General features: G+C 60.7%; 10 protein-coding genes. 8 read left to right on the plus strand and 2 right to left on the minus strand.

Annotated elements, in window-relative coordinates:
* Window positions 1–323: 323 nt before the first annotated feature.
* The gene (locus QE393_RS10375) at window positions 324–956 is read left to right on the plus strand and encodes a pyridoxamine 5'-phosphate oxidase family protein (RefSeq protein WP_273806133.1); all 633 of its coding nucleotides are present in this window, start codon (window positions 324–326) and stop codon (window positions 954–956) included.
* Between the two features lie 38 nt (window positions 957–994).
* The gene (locus tag QE393_RS10380) at window positions 995–1,555 is read left to right on the plus strand and encodes a DUF1993 family protein (protein ID WP_273806132.1); all 561 of its coding nucleotides are present in this window, start codon (window positions 995–997) and stop codon (window positions 1,553–1,555) included.
* 36 nt (window positions 1,556–1,591) lie between these two features.
* Here the strand turns inward: QE393_RS10380 and QE393_RS10385 are convergent, their stop codons facing one another.
* Window positions 1,592–2,188 carry an NUDIX domain-containing protein gene (locus QE393_RS10385; RefSeq protein WP_273806131.1) on the minus strand — a complete coding sequence of 199 codons (597 nt, stop codon included), beginning with the start codon at window positions 2,186–2,188 and terminating at the stop codon, window positions 1,592–1,594.
* 104 nt (window positions 2,189–2,292) lie between these two features.
* Between QE393_RS10385 and QE393_RS10390 the strand changes: the two genes are divergently transcribed.
* From QE393_RS10390 to QE393_RS10415, 6 genes are all read left to right on the plus strand, one after another.
* Window positions 2,293–3,045 (plus strand): DeoR/GlpR family DNA-binding transcription regulator, encoded by a 753-nt coding sequence (locus tag QE393_RS10390; protein WP_273806130.1) that lies wholly within the window; start codon window positions 2,293–2,295, stop codon window positions 3,043–3,045.
* A gap of 70 nt (window positions 3,046–3,115) precedes the next feature.
* Complete coding sequence (locus QE393_RS10395; RefSeq protein WP_273806129.1) at window positions 3,116–4,147, plus strand: alpha/beta hydrolase; 1,032 nt, start codon at window positions 3,116–3,118, stop codon at window positions 4,145–4,147.
* Between the two features lie 325 nt (window positions 4,148–4,472).
* Complete coding sequence (locus QE393_RS10400; RefSeq protein ID WP_273806128.1) at window positions 4,473–6,131, plus strand: methyl-accepting chemotaxis protein; 1,659 nt, start codon at window positions 4,473–4,475, stop codon at window positions 6,129–6,131.
* Window positions 6,132–6,495: 364 nt separating this feature from the next.
* Window positions 6,496–15,054: a GH36-type glycosyl hydrolase domain-containing protein gene (locus QE393_RS10405; RefSeq protein WP_273806127.1), complete on the plus strand. Its 8,559-nt coding sequence runs from the start codon at window positions 6,496–6,498 to the stop codon at window positions 15,052–15,054.
* A gap of 264 nt (window positions 15,055–15,318) precedes the next feature.
* Complete coding sequence (locus QE393_RS10410) at window positions 15,319–15,531, plus strand: hypothetical protein (RefSeq protein WP_273806126.1); 213 nt, start codon at window positions 15,319–15,321, stop codon at window positions 15,529–15,531.
* A gap of 75 nt (window positions 15,532–15,606) precedes the next feature.
* Window positions 15,607–16,329, plus strand: coding sequence for a Crp/Fnr family transcriptional regulator (locus tag QE393_RS10415; protein ID WP_273806125.1), 723 nt, complete (start codon window positions 15,607–15,609; stop codon window positions 16,327–16,329).
* Window positions 16,330–16,462: 133 nt separating this feature from the next.
* Here the strand turns inward: QE393_RS10415 and QE393_RS10420 are convergent, their stop codons facing one another.
* Window positions 16,463–18,559 carry a bifunctional diguanylate cyclase/phosphodiesterase gene (locus QE393_RS10420; RefSeq protein ID WP_273806124.1) on the minus strand — a complete coding sequence of 699 codons (2,097 nt, stop codon included), beginning with the start codon at window positions 18,557–18,559 and terminating at the stop codon, window positions 16,463–16,465.
* Between the last annotated feature and the right edge of the window lie 1,166 nt (window positions 18,560–19,725).

Below are 19,725 nucleotides of genomic sequence, written 5' to 3' on the forward strand. Positions count from 1 at the left end.
CGCCAGTGGCTCATGTATCGCTTGACTGAATTGCAGCAACCGACGGCAGACCTTAGCTCGGCTCCCCCGACAGCCGTCCACCCAGGCTCTCGACGACCTCCCACCTCCTGGCCATGACGAACGCTGTACTCGCCGGACGGACTCTCCATCTGGCAGGCGAAGGGCGCTAGCCAAGCGACGCTCGCGGGAACCTGCCCACCGACCGGGCTCTGCTCCACCGTATCGGCTACAGTTCAGCCAACCCTTCGCCTGTTGCGAACGCCTGGCACCGGAAGAGCCACGCGTGAGAAGGCGCGCAAAGCACCTCAAACCAGGAGTCTCACATGGAGCAGGACAACCAGGCGCCAAACTACATCACCTCGCTGGAATCGCTGGAAAGCCTCTACGGCGAGGTTGCGGCACCCTCGATCCTCAAGGAAACAGACCATATTCACCCTGCCTACCAGCCCTTCATCGAGGCAGCGTCCTTCGTGGTATTGGCCTCCTCAGGCCCCCAGGGACTGGATGCCTCGCCGCGCGGCGATGCGCCCGGCTTCGTGCAGGTCGAGGACGCCAGGACGCTCTACCTGCCGGATCGCCGGGGCAACAATCGCCTGGATACGCTGCGCAACATCCTCCAGGATCCCCAGGTAGCGCTGCTGTTCCTGATTCCCGGCATTGGCGAGACGCTACGGATCAACGGCACCGCCCGTATAGCCGTCGATCCCGCGCTGCTGGCGCGCTTCGAGGTCAAGGGCCAGCGCCCGCGGACGGTGCTGGAGATCAAAGTCAGCAGTGTCTACTTCCAGTGCAGCCGCGCGGTGATCAGGGCCGGCTTGTGGGATGCCACCAGGCACCTGCCGCGCAGTGCCCTGCCCTCTCCCGGGTCGATCCTCAAGCAGCTATGTCCGACCCAGATAGACGGCGATGCCTACGACCAGGCCCTGCCGCAGCGGATCGCCAACACCCTCTACTAGACCGACCCACCCTGCTTCAGACCCAGCAAGGACCTGCCATGACCTTCACGGACATCCTCGTTCCCACCTACAGGAATCTGCTTGGCGCCCTGTCGGCCTGGCTCGGCAAGGCCGAGGCCCAACGGCCGGATGGCACGGCCGAGACGCTGCTGGCCGCCCGCCTGGCGCCCGACATGTTTCCCCTCGCCACCCAGATCCGCTTCGCCTGCGTCCAGGCCCAGGAAGGAATGTTGAGACTGCACGACCAGGCCTTTCCGCCCGAACTGACCGACTTGCTCAACGAAGGCCGCAACGCCGGCGAACAACCGGGCACCCTCGCCCAGGCACAGACCCGCATCCGCGAAACCCTGGACAGGATAGAGGCGATCGCAGGCACAGGCCTTCCCATCCAGGAAGGGGCACCGGTCGCCCACGAACTGCCCCAGGGCCTGGTATTCGACTTCACGGCCGAACAGTACGTCCGCGACTGGGCCCTGCCGCAGTTCTACTTCCATGTGATGACCGCCTACGCCATCCTGCGCGCCCAGGGCGTCGAGCTGGGCAAGGCCGATTATGTCGCCCATGTGCTGCCCTATCTGCGCCCCGGGGCGTCGTCCTAGCCGCCAGGCGGCGAACGCCCGAGGCAGCCCTGGCGATCAGCTGACCGCCAGGCGCGGCATGAGCCTCAAGGCCGCGTACTGCAGCAGCATGATGGTCTTGCCGTCGCGCAGGGTCCCGGCATCGATCATCGCCAGCGCCTCCTTCAGCTCGACCTCGAGCACGGCGATGTCCTCGCCTTCCGCGACATTGCCACCTCCGGCCGACTTGCGATCGCCCGGGGCGTATTCGCCGACGAAGAAATGCAGCCGCTCGGTCACCGAGCCGGGGCTCATGAAGGCCTCGAACACCTGCCGCACTTCCCGCACCTGAAAGCCCGTCTCCTCCTCGACCTCGGCGCGGATGCGTACCTCGGGTTCGGCGGCGTCGAGCAGGCCGGCGGGCGCCTCGATCAGCAGGTCGTCGTGCCCGTTGACGAAGGCCGGATAGCGCAGCTGGCGCGTCAGCACCACGGTGCGCCGCTGGGGATCGTAGAGCAGGATGGTCGCGCCATTGCCGCGATCGTAGGTCTCTCGCGATTGCCGCTGCCAGGTGCCGTCACTGCGCAGGAAGGCGAAGGTGGTTTTCTTCAGCACGAACCAGTCGTCAGATAAAACCTCGACCTCTTCGACACGAATACGCGGGGCGATGCTCATGGGCAGTCCTCTGGGTTGGCGAGCGGTGTTTACCGCCCTGGGGCTTCGCGTTAGAATTCGTGCAGTTTCGTGCAACGTCAAGAATTTTCGTGCAGGAGTCCCGGATGCTCACCCGTGAACGTAAGGCGCTTATCCAGCAGGTACTGCGTCAGGAAGGACGGCTGGTCGCCAAGACCTTCAGCCAGCAGCTGGGGGTTTCGGAAGACACCATTCGCCGCGATCTGCGGGAACTGGCGGCTGACGGTGTGCTGCAACGCGTGCATGGCGGTGCCTTGCCGGCTTCGGCGGCAGTCGCGGACTACGCCAAGCGCGAAGAGGCTTCCACGGCCAGCAAGGTGGCCCTCGGCCGGGCGGGTGCGCGCTTGATCCAGCCAGGGCAGATCGTCTTTCTCGATGGCGGCACGACCAATGTCCAACTCGTCCGCCAGCTGCCCAAGGATCTTGCGATCACCGTGGTAACCCATAGCCCGAACATCGCGGTGGAGCTGGTCGAGCATCCGCTGATCGAGGTCGAGCTCGTGGGCGGCCGCCTGTTCAAGCATTCCATCGTCACCCTGGGGGCGGCCTGCGCGGAGGCCATCGCCCGGGTGCGCGTGGATAGCTACTTCATGGGCGTGACCGGCCTGCATCCGGAAACGGGCGCCACTACGGGCAATGGCGAGGAAGCCGCGATCAAGCGGATCATCAGCCGCCAGGCGGCGGAGACCTTCGTTCTGGCGACGCGCGAAAAGCTCGGCGCGGCCTCCCCCTACGGGATCATCCCGCTGGCTGACATCAGCGCCCTGGTGACGGATACGGCGCCTGGCGATGAGGTGCTCGGACCGCTCGGCTCTACGGTGTCCGTGATACACGCCTGAAGCCTGCCGCCTCGTCCAGTTCTTCCCTCGACCTCGACACCCTGCTGGTCACCTCACCGCGGAGCCGCTCATGGCAGAGACCAAGCCTTCTCATCTGGGCCACGGCGTATCGGTGCCGGAACGTATCGTTCCCTTTCCGACATCGATCAGCGCCCAGGCAAGGGCGGCGTTGCAACGCCTGGTCACTGCCGAGGGCAGACCGGTGAATGCACACCTGGACCTGCCCGCGGCAGAGGACAGGGGCGCCTGGCAGGCACTCAAGGATCAGGTGAACAGCCAGTACGCGGTAGCCATGAAAGGCCTGGCAAAACACCTTCGCGCCCGCGTCGAGACATTGATTCTTGGCGATACCGAGATCCATGTGGCTACGCCTGAAGGATCGGCACACCCCCAGCGGGCCTGTATCGACCTGCACGGCGGCGCCCTTCTGTTCGGTGGTGGCGAGGCCTGCCGCGTGAACGCGCGGCAACAGGCGGACCGCTACAGTATCCGCTGCTATGGCGTGGACTATCGCTTACCGCCTGAACATCCCTACCCCGCCGCGCTGGATGACTGTCTCCTGGCCTATCGGCATGCGCTGACCCGACACTCGCCCACCGACATCCTTCTCATCAGGCGTTCGGCGGGCGGCAACCTCGCCCTAGCCATGCTGCTGCGCGGACGTGATGAAGGCCTGCCAATGCCCGCCGGCCTGGTGCTGCTGTCACCCGAGGTCGACCTGACCGAATCCGGCGACAGCTTCCATACCAACCGCCATGTGGATGTGATGCTGCCCCTCCCCCTGATGCCCATCAATCAACTCTATGCAAGCGGCGCGGATCTCGCCCACCCCTATCTTTCGCCCTTGTTCGGCCAGCTTGAGGGACTGCCGCCTACCGTCCTGCAAACGGGTACCCGCGACCTGTTCCTGTCCAACGCGGCGCGCTTGCATCGTGAGCTGCGCCCAGGTGCCCGTCGAGCTCTACCTCGGCGAAGGCATGCCGCACGGTGGTTTCATGGGGGCAACGGCGGAAGACGAAGACGTGGCACAGGAGATTCGCCGCTTCGTCGAGGCCCTGTGGCAACGCCAGGTGTAACGCCGGGTGCTGCCATCGCCGCCTAGCGCAGGCGCGGAGGCTCATCCGCCAGGGCGGTCGTGGACAAGGAGCAAGCGATTCTCTCGGGTGCAAAGACAAATGATCAGGCCAATTAGTCGATGCGGTCTCGAACCGCCCTTGCTACACCTGTTGCCTCCAGGAAAGCTATTGCAACAACGCTTATTGACCTAACTTCAGGAAAATTCGGCGAACATGTAGTAATTGACCACCAAGGCAAAGCGCCACCATAAACTTCCAGATATTCGATCCGAAAGCCTAACTATTGACGTCACTATCCCGTCGTCACATGCGACCAGTCTTGATCGCTGGTCCCTCAGCAGGAGCTTTCAGATGTTCAAGAATTTCCGGATTGGCACCCGCCTCATCGTGTCCTTCATCGCCGTGGCGTCCATCAGCCTGGTGGTGGGATTGGCGGGCCTGAACAACAGCAGTCAGATCAATGATCTGGCGACTCAGCTTTATCAGAACGAATTGCTTGGCCTGTCCTATATCAAGGAGGCCAACATGAATCTGGTCTTCATCGGCCGCGCGCGCAGCAACTTCCTGCTGGCAACCTCCGAAGAGGAGCGCACTCGTGCCCAGGCCGAGGTCAAGCTGGGTCTGGCCAACGTGCGGGACAATCTCGCCAAGGCCCGCCCCCTCTTTAGCAGCGAAGCATCAGCCGCCAATTTCCGGCAGATCGACGAGCTGCTCGGCAGCTATACCTCCCAGCTGGAGCAGGCCATGGCGATCGCCGGCAAGCGGACGCTGCGTGACGCCGATCCTGAGCTGGACAATCAACTGGTCAGCGTCCGTCGTTATGGCGACCAGGTGGGTGTGCTGATGACCGAGCTGTCCAAGCGCAAGGAGCAGAACGCCAGCGACGCCAACGACCTCACCGACCAGATCTATGCCCGCAGCCGGGTCATGCTGATCGGCATCATCGCGGTGGGCGTGGCCTTTGGCATCCTGCTGGGCTTCCTGATGAGCCGCAGCATCACCCGGCCCCTGCGCGCTGCGGTCGAGATCGCCGATCGCCTGGCGGCAGGCGACCTCACCCAGCGCATCGACGCCGAGGGTCGTGACGAGACCGCCGCCCTGCTGCGCGCCATGGACGGCATGAACCAGCGCCTGTCGCAGATCATCAGCGATGTCCGCAGCGCCTCCGATGGCCTGGCCAGTGCTTCGGAGGAGATCTCCGCCACCGCCCAGAGCATCAGCCAGGCCAGCACCGAACAGGCCGCCTCCGTCGAGGAGACCAGTGCCAGCGTCGAGCAGATGTCTGCCTCCATTGCCCAGAATACCGAGAACGCCAAGGTTACCGACGGCATGGCCGGCAAGGCCAACCGCGAGGCGAACGAAGGCGGCCAGGCCGTCAGGGACACCCTGGTGGCCATGAAGACCATCGCGGCCAAGATCAGCATCATCGACGACATCGCCTACCAGACCAACCTGCTGGCCCTCAACGCTGCCATCGAGGCGGCGCGGGCCGGCGAGCATGGCAAGGGCTTCGCCGTGGTAGCCTCCGAAGTGCGCAAACTGGCGGAACGCAGCCAGGTCGCCGCCCAGGAGATCAGCAACGTCGCCCAAGGCAGCGTGGCTCTGGCCGAGCGTGCCGGTTCGCTGCTGGACGAGATGGTGCCCTCCATCAGCAAGACCTCCGACCTGGTGCAGGAGATTACTGCCGCCTCGGAAGAACAGACCTCCGGCGTCGAGCAGATCAACAGCGCCATGCTGCAGCTGAGCCAGGTGACCCAGCAGAACGCCTCGGCGTCCGAGGAACTGGCCGCCACCGCCGAAGAGATGAGCAGCCAGGCCGAATTGCTCCAGCAACTGATGGAGTTCTTTACCCTGAACAGCGCCTTGACCGCATCAGCCCTGCCGCGTCCCGCTACCAAGCAACCAGAGTCGAGATTACGCAAGCGGGCTGCGTCCCTGACCGCCCCCTCGCGGCATGCAACGCACGGCACCGTGCCGGCTGGCTACTGCCGTTTCGAAGAGCCCGCCTGAGACCCGCTCCGTAGTGCTTCGGCCTTGACCCGCAGATGCTGATCACCGTGTCAGCATCTGCGTCGGCAAGACAGCAGGCCAAGCCACTTCAGCGCCTTCTTTGACCCTCTGGGCAAAAGGATAGGGCCTACTACCTAAACCGCTGATGGATGGCGCTAGAGAAGATGGTGCTTCGGATTGGGGCTACGTCAGCAGCGACTCACCGCCATCACGGCACAACGCTATGTGTGCCAGCAGACAGACGCCACCCTCCATAGACTTCCACACTGCATGCGCACCGTCTCCAGACGGCGTACCCGCGGCATCTGCGTGGAAGGCATCTCTGCGCCGCTGTTTGTGTTTCGCGCTGAATGCTAAGGAAAACATGGATAGGCAATGGCTTCGAGCGATCCAACGGCTGTGGCATCCCGCGCCGCGCACCTTCCAGTACGAGCCGGCCTTACGCGCAGAACTATTCAGTCTGGATCAGATGGCGGCCCACGGCGCTCATCTCGCCCGACAACATCAGCTGAGCGTCCATACCACCTCGGACGCCCTGCTTCACCGCCTTGTTGAGAATACCGGTCTATTAGCCAGCAGTTGCCACGCGATGGCCGTCGCCGCATTGTCCAATCAACGCAGCACGCCGGCAGCCGCGTGGCTACTCGACAATTTCTATCTGGTCGAAGAACAGATACGCACCGCCCAGAAACATCTGCCCAAAGGCTACTGCCGTCAGCTGCCAGGTCTGGAGGATGGGCCATCTCGTACCTTTCCGCGGGTGTATGACATCGCGCTGGAAACCATCTCCCATGGCGACGGCCGCGTCGATAGCGATAATCTGAGCCGTTTCGTCGCCGCTTATCAGGCGGTCATGCCCCTGACCCTGGGCGAGTTGTGGGCCATTCCTATCATGCTGCGCCTGGCGTTGATCGAAAATCTGCGTCGTGTCGCGTCGCAGGTGATGGCTAGCTGGACCGATCGCAATCTCGCCAACGACTGGGCCGACCGTTTCATTTCGACTGCAGAGCACGACGCCAAAAGCGTCGTGCTGCTGGTGGCCGACCTCGCCCGCTCGGCGCCGCCGCTGACCAGCGCCTTCGTTGCGGAGCTCTCGCGACGCTTGCAGGGCCAAAGCACGTCTCTGGTGCTGCCGATGAGCTGGATCGAACAGGCCCTGGCGGAGTCCGGCCAAAGTGTCGAACGCCTCATCCACCTTGATGGCCAACTGCAAGCCACGGAGCAGGTGTCGATCGGTAACAGCATCAACAGCTTGCGCCTGCTTTCAGCGGCGGATTGGCGCGAGTTCGTCGAGCGCCTGAGCGGCGTCGAACAGGCTCTGGCCAAGGACCCGGCCGATATCTACAGCCAAATGGATTTCGCTACCCGCGATCACTACCGTCACGCCATCGAGCGCCTGGCGCGCAGCTGTTCGCATTCCGAGATTGACATCGCGCAGGCGGCCATCGCCCTCTGCGACGCCGCGTCCGAACGGGATCCGCTGAAGAGGCACGTCGGTTTCTATCTGGTGGGCGCGGGACTGACCACCCTGGAAGCGCAGCTGGGTGCCCAGCGCTCCCTGGTGGAGCGTTGCCGGCGAATACTGCGCGGCGCGCCCATGGCGTTCTTTGTCGTGCCCGTCGTGATGCTCAGCGTGCTGTTGGCCTGGCCTTTCTTCACCTGGTCGAGAGCGGACGGATGGGGGCTCTGGGCGATACTGCTGCTCGGCGGGCCGATAGTGGTGATGACCAGCCAACTGGCCATCGCGCTGGTCAATCGCCTGGTGACCCTGACCTTGCTGCCGGATATTCTGCCGCGCCTGGATTTCAGCGCCGGCATTCCCTCCGATGCGCGCACACTGGTGGTGGTGCCAACGCTGATCGGCAGCGTTCAGGATGTGGAAGAACTGGTTGATGGCATGGAGGTACGCTTTCTCGCCAACCGTGATGCCAACCTGCACTTCGCCCTGCTCACCGATTTCATGGATGCCCAGAGCGAAGTGCTCGACGGCGACGCGCCAGTACTGCTCTACGCAAGCCAGGCTATCGAAGCCCTGAACCTGAAGTACCCGGAAACTGGCGCGGCGCGGTTCTTCATGCTACATCGCCCACGGCGCTGGAACCCTACCGAACAAAGCTGGATAGGTCACGAGCGCAAGCGCGGCAAGCTGGCAGACCTCAATGCGCTGCTACGTGGGCATGGCGATGGACGCTTCTCCCTAATCGTCGGCAACCTCTCTGCTCTACCAAGGATCAGCTACGTCATCACGCTGGATACCGACACCCAACTGCCGCGCGATGTGGCGCGGCAGTTCCTCGGTGCGATCTGTCACCCACTCAATCAGCCGCGCTTCGATGGGCGACAGAAACGCATCACCAGCGGCTACGCGATCCTGCAGCCTCGTATCGGTATCAGCCTGCCGAGCATCGCCCGTTCCACGTACGCTCAGCTGTTCGGCAGCGACGCAGGCGTGGACCCCTATACGCGCTCCGTATCCGACGTCTACCAGGATATGTTCGGCAACGGCTCATTCATCGGCAAAGGAATCTATGCCGTGGATGCCTTCGAGCATGCCCTCCGGGATCGCTTTCCCGAAAACTGTATCCTCAGCCACGACCTCATCGAAGGCTGTTATGCCCATTCCGGGCTGATCAGTGATGTACAGCTCTATGAAGAGCACCCGGCGTGCTACAGCGCCGACGCCAAACGCCGTCATCGCTGGATCCGTGGCGACTGGCAATTGCTGCCATGGCTAATGCCCTGGACACCGAAATCCGACGGTGGTCTGGAGCAGAATCGCCTCACCCACCTGGCCTATTGGAAGATCATCGACAACCTGCGTCGTAGCCTGGAGCCGGCAGCCTTTCTTGGGGTATTGCTATGGGGTTGGTTTGTCAGCTCCCAGCCACTGGCGTGGAGCCTGGGCGTATTTCTGCTGGTGATTGCCCAGCCCCTGATCAGCGCCTCCCTGGAGCTGCTACACGAAGCCCAGGACATCTCTCTCGGCCAGCACCTGAAGGTCGTCCTTCGCAGCGCTACCCAGCATTTCACGCGGGCGGTGCTGAGCCTGGTGTGGCTACCCTTCGAAACCTTCAGCAGCCTGGACGCCATTGCTCGCACGCTATGGCGGATGACCGTCAGCCGGCGCCATCTGCTGCAATGGAATTCGTCTCGCGAAGTGGAGCGCAGCGGTCGCAACGACCTGTCAGGCCTGTATCGGTTGATGTGGGTGGCGCCGCTGCTGGCTATCGCCCTGGCCGCCTTGCTGCTGGGTAGACCCGGGGTCTTGGCAATCGCCGCACCCTGGCTGCTGGCCTGGCTGCTGGCACCGGCCATCGCCTATTGGTTGAGTAAACCAACCGGCCAATCGGTATTCACGCCGTCACCCGTCGAGCATCAGTTACTGCGCTGTCTGACGCGCAAGACCTGGGCCTTCTTCGACGATCATGTAGGCCCTGCAGACAACTGGCTGCCACCGGACAACATTCAGGAACAGCCCACGGCGGTGACCGCCCACCGCACCTCGCCGACTAACATGGGCATGGCGCTGCTGTCCCACCTGGCGGCTCATGACTTCGCCTACCTGAGCGGGGGTCGTCTGCTCACGCGACTGGATAATGCGCTCGCCAGCATGGCGCGGCTGGAGCGTCATCGCCGCCACTTTTACAACTGGTATGACACCCAGACACTGCAACCGCTGTCACCGCGCTACGTTTCCACGGTGGATAGCGGCAATCTGGCTGGCCTGTTACTGACCCTGAGATCCGGGCTTTATGAATTGCCGCACGCGCCACTGCTCAACCCTAACTGGCGCGATGGCCTGGCGGACTGCCTCGCCGTACTGCAAGAAGCCGTGCTGGAGAGCGACCTGGATGAGCGCCTGCTCGACGGTGTGCACGGCGAATTGGCAGTTGCTCTTACGCTTGAAGATCTGGACGATATCATCACTGTCCTACAGCGTTTGATCGTGCAGGCACAGGCGCTGGAGTCCACGCTAAGGGTGGCTCCCGAAACCGACTACTGGCGCCTGGCCTTACTCGCTCAATGCGAGGATCTCCACGGCGAACTGGCCAGCCTGACCCTGCCCGGCTCGCCCCTGGGGTCGGCCAGCTGGCATGAGCTGGCGCAGCTGGATTTCACGCAGTGGCCCGTTGCCGAACAGCCTCAGGTACGTGCGGTGATCGCCCATGCCAGCGAGCGTATCGCCACCGCGCTACGCCTGGCGGATCTCACGGCCGACCTGGCCGACATGGACTTCACCTTTCTTTACAACCCGCAACGCGAGCTGTTGACCATTGGCTACAACGTCGAGGAACAACGCCTGGACGGCGGCTACTACGATCTCCTGGCTTCGGAAGCACGCCTGACCAGTTTCCTGGCCATCGCGCAGGGACAACTGCCACAGGAGAGCTGGTTCACCCTGGGCCGGCTGTTGACGAGCAATGGCGGGAATCCCGTATTGCTGTCCTGGACCGGTTCGATGTTCGAATACCTGATGCCGCTGCTGATCATGCCCAATTATGCCGGCACCCTGCTCGACCAGACCTGCCGCGCGGCGGTGGCGAGACAGATCGAATACGGCCAGCAACTGGGCCTGCCATGGGGCGTATCCGAGTCTGGTTACAGCACCTTGGATACACAACTGAACTATCAGTACCGGGCCTTCGGCGTGCCCGGCCTGGGTCTAAAGCGCGGTCTTGGCGAAGACGTGGTGATGGCGCCCTACGCGTCGGTGTTGGCGCTGATGGTAGCGCCAGAAGCCGCCTGCAAGAATCTCCAGCGCCTGGCCGGTATGGGCATGGCTGGTCGCTATGGCCTCTATGAAGCTATTGACTTCACCAGCGCCCGTCTCCCTCCGGGGCAGAATGCCGGACTCATCCAGTCGTTCATGGCGCACCATCAGGGCATGAGCCTGTTGTCGCTGACCCATGTCCTCCTCGAACGGCCCATGCAGCGTCGCTTTGAAGCCAATCCGCAGTTCCAGGCCACGTCCCTGCTGCTGCAGGAACGCGCGCCTAAAAGTGCTGCGCAATACCTGCATACCGCTAATGCCTCGCTGGAGGGTCAGATCTTGCAGGCCAGTGAAAACAAGCTGCGGGTCTACACCGACCCTGGCCGCCGGCACCCGGCGGTGCAGTTGCTATCAAACGGCCGCTACCATGTGATGATCAGCAATGCCGGCGGCGGCTACAGCCGCCGCGATAACCTGGCCGTCACCCGCTGGCAGGAGGACATCACCTGCGACAACAGCGGTACCTTCTGTTACCTGCGCGATGTCGACAGCGGCGATTTCTGGTCTTCGGCGCACCAGCCCACCCTACGCAAGACGGAAAGCTTCGAGGCGATCTTTACCGATGCCAGAGCCGAGTTTCGGGTCCGCGAACGTGATTTCGACGTCCATACCGAGATCGTCGTCTCGCCGGAAGACGACATCGAATTGCGGCGCCTGCACATCAGCAATCGCAGTGGGCAGCGCCGAACCCTGGAGCTCACCAGCTACGCGGAAGTGGTACTGGCCCCCGCGTTAGGCGATGCGCTGCACCCGGCATTCAGTAAGCTATTCGTGCAAAGCGAGCTGATCACCCCGCTGCAGGCCATTCTGTGCAGCCGTCGGCCACGCTCCAGTGACGAAAAGGTGCCGTGGTTGTGCCACGTGCTGGCCGTCCACGATGCGGACATCGTGGCGATTTCCTACGAAACCGATCGGGCTCGCTTCATCGGGCGCGGGCGGAATTTGACGCACCCTGCAGCGATGGATAGTGAGACACTTTCGTGCACCGCCGGCGCGGTGCTCGATCCCATCGTTGCCATCCGTTGCCGGATTACCTTCGATCCCGGCCAGATCGCCACTATCGACCTGGTGACCGGCGTGAGCGACAACCGCGAGGGTTGCCTTGAGCTGATCAACAAGTACCGAGACCGACGCCTGGCTGATCGGGTCTTTGACCTGAGCTGGACCCATAGCCAGGTGCTACTACGCCAGCTCAACACCTCCCACGCCGAGGCGCGGCTGTTCGAGCAAATGGCTGCGTCGATCATCTATACCAATCCCTCACTGCGGGCCGCACCGAGTATCCTCGCGGCCAATCAGCGCAATCAAAGCGGCCTCTGGGGTCAGGCGATCTCGGGCGACCGACCCATAGTACTGCTGCAGATTTCCACGGCTATCCATATCGATCTGGTGCGCAAGCTGGTGCAGGCTCACGCCTACTGGCGACACAAAGGGCTCAGTGTCGACCTGGTGATCTGGAACGAAGACCAAGCGGGCTATCGGCAGGATCTGCAGGACTCGATTATGGAGCTGGTCACCTCGGGCAGCGAGGCGCACTTGATCGATCGGCCAGGTGGCATCTTTGTGCGTCCGGCGCAACAGCTCTCACATGAGGATCGCGTGCTGATGCTGGCGGTCGCTCATCTGGTGCTCAGCGATGAGCGCGGCAGTCTCGCCGAGCAGGTCCACCGGCGCCGCGCGGAGCCGAGACTAACGGTTTTCGATGCGAAGCTGTTGCCTGCTGTCGTTCCGACTGCTGCGATCCCACTGGCTGATGCATCCCTGATCCTGAGCAATGCCCATGGCGGCTTCAGTGCCGATGGCCAGGAATACGTCATTCACTCGCAGGCTGGCCAGCGCACACCAGCGCCCTGGGTGAACGTGCTGGCAAACCCCGACTTCGGCAGCGTGATTTCGGAAAGCGGCAACGCCTACACCTGGTATGAAAACGCCCACGAATTCCGCCTGACGCCGTGGCGCAACGATCCGGTCAGCGACCCAGGCGACGAGACCCTCTACCTGCGCGACGAGGACAGCGGCCACTACTGGTCGCCAACGCCTTTGCCACGTTCTGGCAAGGGCAACTACGTGACCCGGCACGGCTTCGGCTACAGCGTCTTCGAACACGAAGAAGACGGCATTCGCAGCGAATTGTGGGTCTACGTATCGCTACGGGATCCGGTCAAGTTCTCGCACCTGAAAATCTTTAACGCTTCAGATCGCCCGCGGCGGCTTTCTATTACCGGCTACGTGGCCTGGGTGCTCGGAGATCTTCGCGAGAAATCCTGCATGCATGTGGTCAGCGAGGCCGACCCGAACAGCGGTGCGCTCTTCGCACGCAATAGCTACTCCATCGAGTTTCCAAGCCGGGTGGCCTTTTTCGATGTCGATATGCCGATCACCAGCAGTACCGCCGGCCGCTGTGACTTCATCGGACGCAACGGAAATCTCGCGGCACCGGCAGCGATGGCACAGCCCCATCTGTCCGGGCGCAGCGGCCCTGGGCTCGATCCCTGCGCAGCCCTACGGGTGGATATGCCGCTAGCGCCCGGCGAAAAGCGTAGCGTGACTTTCCGGCTAGGCGCGGCGCAGGATGCTACCTTGGCATCGCGTCTGGTGCTGCGCATGCGGGGCAACGCCACCGCGGAAGCGGAATTGCAAGGCGTACGCGAGTACTGGCACGACACGCTGGGCAAGCTGCAGATCAAGACTCCAGAACCGGCCGTGGACGTACTGGTCAATGGCTGGCTCATGTATCAGGTGATCGCCTGCCGCTTCTGGGCCCGCAGTGGCTATTACCAGTCCGGCGGTGCGTTCGGTTTTCGCGATCAGTTACAGGACAGCATGGCCATGCTGCATGCCGACCCGGCTGCGGTTCGTCAGCACCTGCTGTTGTCCGCCGCCCATCAATTCGTCGAAGGCGATGTGCAGCATTGGTGGCACCCGCCCCTGGATCGCGGCGTGCGTACCCGCTGCTCCGACGACTATCTCTGGCTGGCCTGGGCAACCAGCCGTTACGTCAAGGTCACGGGCGATGCCAGCGTACTGTCGGAAGACGTGGGTTACCTGGAAGGCCGCGCGCTCAACAGCGGTGAACAGTCCTATTACGACCTGCCGAGCCGCTCTCCTTTACGAGAGACTCTGTACCAGCATTGCGTGAGGGCCATTGAGCACAGCCTGAGGCGTGGCGTTCACGGCTTACCGCTGATGGGCGACGGCGACTGGAACGATGGCATGAACCGCGTCGGCGAAGGGGGCAAGGGCGAGAGTGTCTGGCTCGGCTTCTTCGGCTACGACGTGCTACGCCGCTTCGCAACCACCGCCCTGCTCCAGGGCGATGCCGCCTTTGCCAAGCGCTGCGAAGAGCAGGCCGAGACCTTGCGCCTGAGCCTTGATGAACATGCCTGGGATGGAGACTGGTATCGCCGCGCCTACTTCGACGATGGCACGCCCCTGGGCTCGACCCGCAACGATGAGTGCCGCATCGACTCCATCGCCCAGAGCTGGTCGGTGCTGTCCGGCGCGGCGCCGGAGCAGCGCCAACGTGCGGCCATGGAGTCTTTGGAACAGCACCTCATGCGGCGTGACATCGGCTTGGTGCAGCTGCTCGATCCGCCCTTCGATCAGGGTGTGCTCGATCCTGGTTACATCAAAGGGTATGTACCCGGCGTTCGCGAGAATGGTGGCCAGTACACCCATGCAGCCGTCTGGGCAGGCATGGCGTTCGCTGAGCTAGGGGACAGTTCTCGGGCCTGGGAATTATTACGAATGATCAATCCGATCAGCCACGGGACCACTGCTACTGACCTCTATAAGGTCGAGCCCTATGTAGTGGCTGCGGATGTCTATGGCATGCCGCCTCATGAAGGACGAGGCGGCTGGAGTTGGTACACCGGCTCGGCCGGCTGGATGTATCAGCTGATCGTAGAATCACTACTTGGCGTGCAACGCACCGGCACCCAGTTGCGCATCCGGCCGTTGCTGCCGGCGGACTGGACGACCTTCAGCCTGGACTACCGTTTCGGCACCACCCTTTACCGCATCGCGCTCTCCCCCACCGAGCTGCCCCAGGCGGCTATCCAAATGGACGGCGTGACGGTGCCAGGCGACAGCATAGGCTTGGTCGACGATGGCGTGGAGCATCAGGTCAAGGTGCACTGGCCATACAGGTGACAGCGGGCTCCGACCGCTTCGCCAGGGGCGGTCGCGCCAACAGGTACGGGATTCGACGACGAAGGGCCGGTGCACAGCGGCAGCAAGTAACGCCGCACCTTTATGCCGAAGGAACCGCACGGGGCCGAAGACCCACCTAACGCAGGACTGGTCTTGCGGACACCAACGCTGCGACCAGCCCCGCGAAGGCGCGAGAGCTATTCGCGAACTCTGTGGGGCGCGCGGTACTAAGAAGATTGCTCAAACAGCCAAGAGGAAGCAGTCATGCTCGCCTATTTCGTCGTTTCACAGAGTTCGGGCAACATCATCCGGGTCACCAGGCGCGACGTCAGGCCGACGGATTCCGCAACCGTCATCTACCTCGAGGCGGCGCCCAGCGAGCTCGCTCGCTACGAGTCCGCACAAGCGCGCGGTCAGGACCTGATCAACATCGCCGATACCTCGAGCAGCGACGCTGTTCATCCCAGGAGCGCCTGACGCCAATGCATCGTCCGTAGGCGACGCGAGGCGTATAGTGACGGGTCAATCCGACCGCACCGCCGAAGGGAAGCCATGCCCGAAGACTCCATGCCGCAGCAAAATAGTTTGTTGGCTGCTCTACCTGGCGACGTCCAGCAACGGCTCTCTTCGCACCTAGAGCTCGTCCATCTGCCGCTGGGCCAGGTGCTCTATGAATCTGGCGAGTTGGTACGCCACGTGTACTTCCCCACCGACGCTATCGTTTCGCTGCTCAATGTGATGGAAAACGGCGCCTCCGCGGAAATCGCGGTGGTGGGTAATGAAGGTTTGGTTGGGATTTCGCTGTTCATGGGCGGCGAGAGCACACCCAGTCGTGCCGTAGTGCAGAGCGATGGCTATGCGTATCGTCTGCAAGGTCAGCGCCTGACCGAAGAATTCGACCTGCATGGCGACATGCTGGTACTGATGCTGCGATATACCCAGGCCCTGATCACCCAGATGTCGCAGACCGCTGTTTGCAACCGCCACCATTCGATAGACCAGCAGCTGTGTCGCTGGCTGTTGTTGTCTCTAGATCGGCTGCCTGGTGATCAACTGAACATGACCCAGGAATTGATCGCCAACATGCTTGGCGTGCGTCGCGAAGGCGTTACCGAGGCAGCGGGCAAACTGCAACGCCAAGGCGTGATCGAATACAGCCGCGGGCACATCACCGTGCTTGACCGCACCCGACTCGAACAACTGAGTTGCGAATGCTATGCCGTGGTGAAAAAGGAAACCGATCGTTTGCTGTCGTATCTACCAACACGCAACTGACGCGCGGGCTGCTCTTGAAAGGTGGATGAAGGGCAACATGCCGTAGGCAAAAGGCTCATGGAGCATCCAGCCTGGCTTTTCCGAGCCCGTGTCAATGCATTCAGCATTCTATAAAGAGTGTTGCCAGCCGGCATTAACCTGCAGTTGAGCGCTGTTGACGAAGGAAGTCGGGCATATCCATAGCCTCCAGCGGCTTGCTAAAGAAAAATCCTTGAGCCTGATCGCATCCGCTATTTATAAAAAACTCTGCCTCAGCAGAGGTTTCTATACCTTCAGCTATCACCGTCAAACCAAGGCTTTTCGCCATCGAAAGCATGGCACCGACCACCGCCACTCTTCCGCTATCCAATTCGACATCGTGAACAAACGATCTGTCTATTTTTAAAAAATCAAAGGGCATACGGGTCAAGTATGAAAAGCTCGAATAGCCGGTACCAAAATCATCGAGCGCAAGCAAAACACCGGCTTCTTTTAGCAGCTCCAACCTCACCACGCATTTAGTCAAGTCCTTTATGAACACCGTTTCAGTCACTTCCAATTGCAGCAGACCAGGATCTAACTTGCAGTCACTCAACACCGTGGAGACATAGTCGGCATAGGCGTCGTCCTCCAACTCTAATGCCGACACATTGACGGCAATTTTGATATCCCCCAAACCCAGAGATCTCCACTGCCCTATTTGCGTACAGGCTTCCTTTATGGCCCATCGACCGAGCGCTATCACCAGTCTCGTCGTCTCCGCCACAGGAATAAAGCGAGTCGGCGCAACCTCTCCTAGAGATTTATTGGTCCATCGCATCAACGCCTCGACACCGACTACCGCACCGCTTGAAAGATCAATCTTAGGCTGATAAACAAGCCTGATCTCATCAAGATCGATACACCGCCGAAGGCCCTCCTCGATTTTCTGCTGTTCTTGTACCTGCGCGCCTATCTCATCACTAAAGAAGGTATAACCGTTTCGGCCATTCTGTTTTGTCCGATACATAGCCGTATCAGCCTGGGCAATAAGCGCATCTATATCGGTATGCTCTCGCAGAGAAAATCCTATCCCCAGGCTGATCGTGATATGGATGTCATGACCATCTATCAGATGAGGTTCACTGCAGCTGGACATTATTTTTTGCGCAACCCGCTCGGTTGCCTCACGACTTTTAAGCCCTGCGAGCAACACTAAAAACTCGTCTCCTCCCTGTCTACTTACCGTATCCTCTTCCCGCACACAAGCCAACAAGCGAGCGGCAACGGAAATCAAAAGCTTATCGCCCACGGAGTGTCCGAAGGAATCGTTAATCCCCTTGAAATTATCTAGATCCAGAAAGAATATCGCGACGCTTGACTGATTTCTGACGCCGGATCGTAAGGATTGCGCGGCCCTGTCGCGGAACAAGAGGCGATTGGGGAGATGGGTCAACTGATCGTGCTCCGCCAGATACGTCATCTTGGCTTTCATGGCTCGCTCCATCGAGACATCGTGGAAAACGATAACCGCCCCTGTTACAGCGCCTGTTTCATCGATCATCGGCGCGGTGGAGTCCTCGATGTCTATGGCTCCACCGTTACGCCTCAGCAGGACAGCGCCTGCACTTAATCCTGTAGGTGCGCGCTTGCTCAGCGCCAGCTCCACCGGATGAGGGATATCGCCGAATGCCCCATCGAGCGTGACTTTCATAACATCGCCAACCGGTTTTCCTTTTGCCAACTCTTTCGGCCAGCCAGTCAGCTTCTCAGCGGCGGGGTTTATGTATTCGACCGTTCCGGCGCTGTCGGTACCTATCACTCCATCACTGATGGAGTCCAGGGTGATCTGTGCCCTGGACAGAGCGCTACTGCGCACGCGATAGCCTTCAGACTCGATCCAGACGTCTTGTAAGGCTTGCACCAAGACGCTGGGATGGGAAACCTCGTCGCTTATGTAGAGATATGCGCCTTGTTTAAGGGAAAAATCTACTCGTGCTCGCAGGGACTCAGCGCCTACCACCACAACAGGAATGGGAGGAGTATTGTTAGCGGCAGCATTTAAGAGGCCGAGGATTTTAGTAGGCTTCAGGATGCGCCTTGTCATCACTAGGACGATGACATCGGTTAATCCTCCGGCATTAAGTGCAGCCAACGCGAAACTGATGTCAGGGAAATGCGAAACACTGAATACAGTCGACGTCGAACCAATACTCTTTGCAAACTTAGCGGCTCGTGCCTTCGTGGAAACGACCATCAGATTAACGTCCATCACACCTCTGACCGGCAAGCAGGTTTCAGTGCAGCTATCACAGGTGGCATCAGGCGCTCACCTGAGGCTGCCGTTCTACACCCCTCTGTAAACTACTCATTCCACAATCAACATCTACTCTGAACGCTTGAAAGACTCGTAATCACGGAAAACCGCAGAAAGGGGCATCACGTCCTAGGGAGATAGGTACGTGAAGCATTCAAAAGGGCCGCTCACCAAAAATCAAAAACAAGAGTGGCTAACAACACAAGCAGGACAACGCCGATCAGCAGAAAATACAATACACCCTCTACAGCAGCTGACTCATTTGGCATGCCACCTCCCAAAAACCATACGCGCGCATTAAGCACAGTAATAATTCAAAACACCGAAGCTCAACAAGCACTGCCCTCGGATCAGGCATTCAAAACTCAGGACCACCACAATGTAGGACAGTGGACGCTCCCAGCAAAGGACATGGTTAAAAATCAGGAAATCCAAAGCAATACCATTGGCCAACATGACGTTGGGGAGACTTACTTTTTAAAGCGTTTATCAGCGAAAACTCAAGAAAACGCATGCATAAGAGCCTCCTGTCCCTAGGACCCAATATCCAAATGCCATACCTTTACGCGTCATCTTTAACTGTTTATCTGCTTTTTCAGTCAGAAGCGAATTGCCACCAAGTTTCGTATCCAATGCCTTTTGCAGAGCAGTAGCCCCAGGTTTACTAAAGGTGCTTCTCTTCGCCCATGCCACCACCGTGCCCTAGGCGCTGGAAAATGGGCATCGACAATAATTTCAGTTTGTCACCGCCACGCCTGTGTTACCCAGCCTGCCCATAGTTAATGCCTGTGACCTCTACATGCGCGCGACGCTCGTATCATTTGGTAACTGCTTTATAAGGACAGAAACGGAGACAATAGGCTACGCATATTTCCGTTCACTTAGTGACGCAAGCGGCAAACTGGGTTGCGGCATCCGGCGACGAGACCTCGATCGCTTTTAGCTAGATCATCCGACGCTGGTCATTGCGACAGGCAGCAGAATATTAGCTACACACTGCGAGGCTATTCGGTGAATAGTCGATCGCGGGACAAGGCCTGGCTGGCGCGTCAATCATCCGCAGTAGTCTTGGACTCGACGAATCGGCGCTATCCTGGTCAGGCTCAGGAGATCCGCCGGCT

It is taken from the genome of Pseudomonas sp. SORGH_AS_0211 (genome assembly GCF_031453455.1).
GTDB classification, from domain to species: Bacteria; Pseudomonadota; Gammaproteobacteria; order Pseudomonadales; family Pseudomonadaceae; genus Chryseomonas; species Chryseomonas aestiva.

What these genes read in the sequence shown, in the direction of transcription:
- QE393_RS10420 (WP_273806124.1), bottom strand. Translation starts at nt 18,559, where the DNA reads ATGGACGTTAATCTGATGGTCGTTTCCACGAAGGCACGAGCCGCTAAG.
- QE393_RS10405 (WP_273806127.1), top strand. Translation starts at nt 6,496, where the DNA reads ATGGATAGGCAATGGCTTCGAGCGATCCAACGGCTGTGGCATCCCGCG.
- QE393_RS10380 (WP_273806132.1), top strand. Translation starts at nt 995, where the DNA reads ATGACCTTCACGGACATCCTCGTTCCCACCTACAGGAATCTGCTTGGC.
- QE393_RS10415 (WP_273806125.1), top strand. Translation starts at nt 15,607, where the DNA reads ATGCCCGAAGACTCCATGCCGCAGCAAAATAGTTTGTTGGCTGCTCTA.
- QE393_RS10390 (WP_273806130.1), top strand. Translation starts at nt 2,293, where the DNA reads ATGCTCACCCGTGAACGTAAGGCGCTTATCCAGCAGGTACTGCGTCAG.
- QE393_RS10375 (WP_273806133.1), top strand. Translation starts at nt 324, where the DNA reads ATGGAGCAGGACAACCAGGCGCCAAACTACATCACCTCGCTGGAATCG.
- QE393_RS10400 (WP_273806128.1), top strand. Translation starts at nt 4,473, where the DNA reads ATGTTCAAGAATTTCCGGATTGGCACCCGCCTCATCGTGTCCTTCATC.
- QE393_RS10395 (WP_273806129.1), top strand. Translation starts at nt 3,116, where the DNA reads ATGGCAGAGACCAAGCCTTCTCATCTGGGCCACGGCGTATCGGTGCCG.
- QE393_RS10385 (WP_273806131.1), bottom strand. Translation starts at nt 2,188, where the DNA reads ATGAGCATCGCCCCGCGTATTCGTGTCGAAGAGGTCGAGGTTTTATCT.
- QE393_RS10410 (WP_273806126.1), top strand. Translation starts at nt 15,319, where the DNA reads ATGCTCGCCTATTTCGTCGTTTCACAGAGTTCGGGCAACATCATCCGG.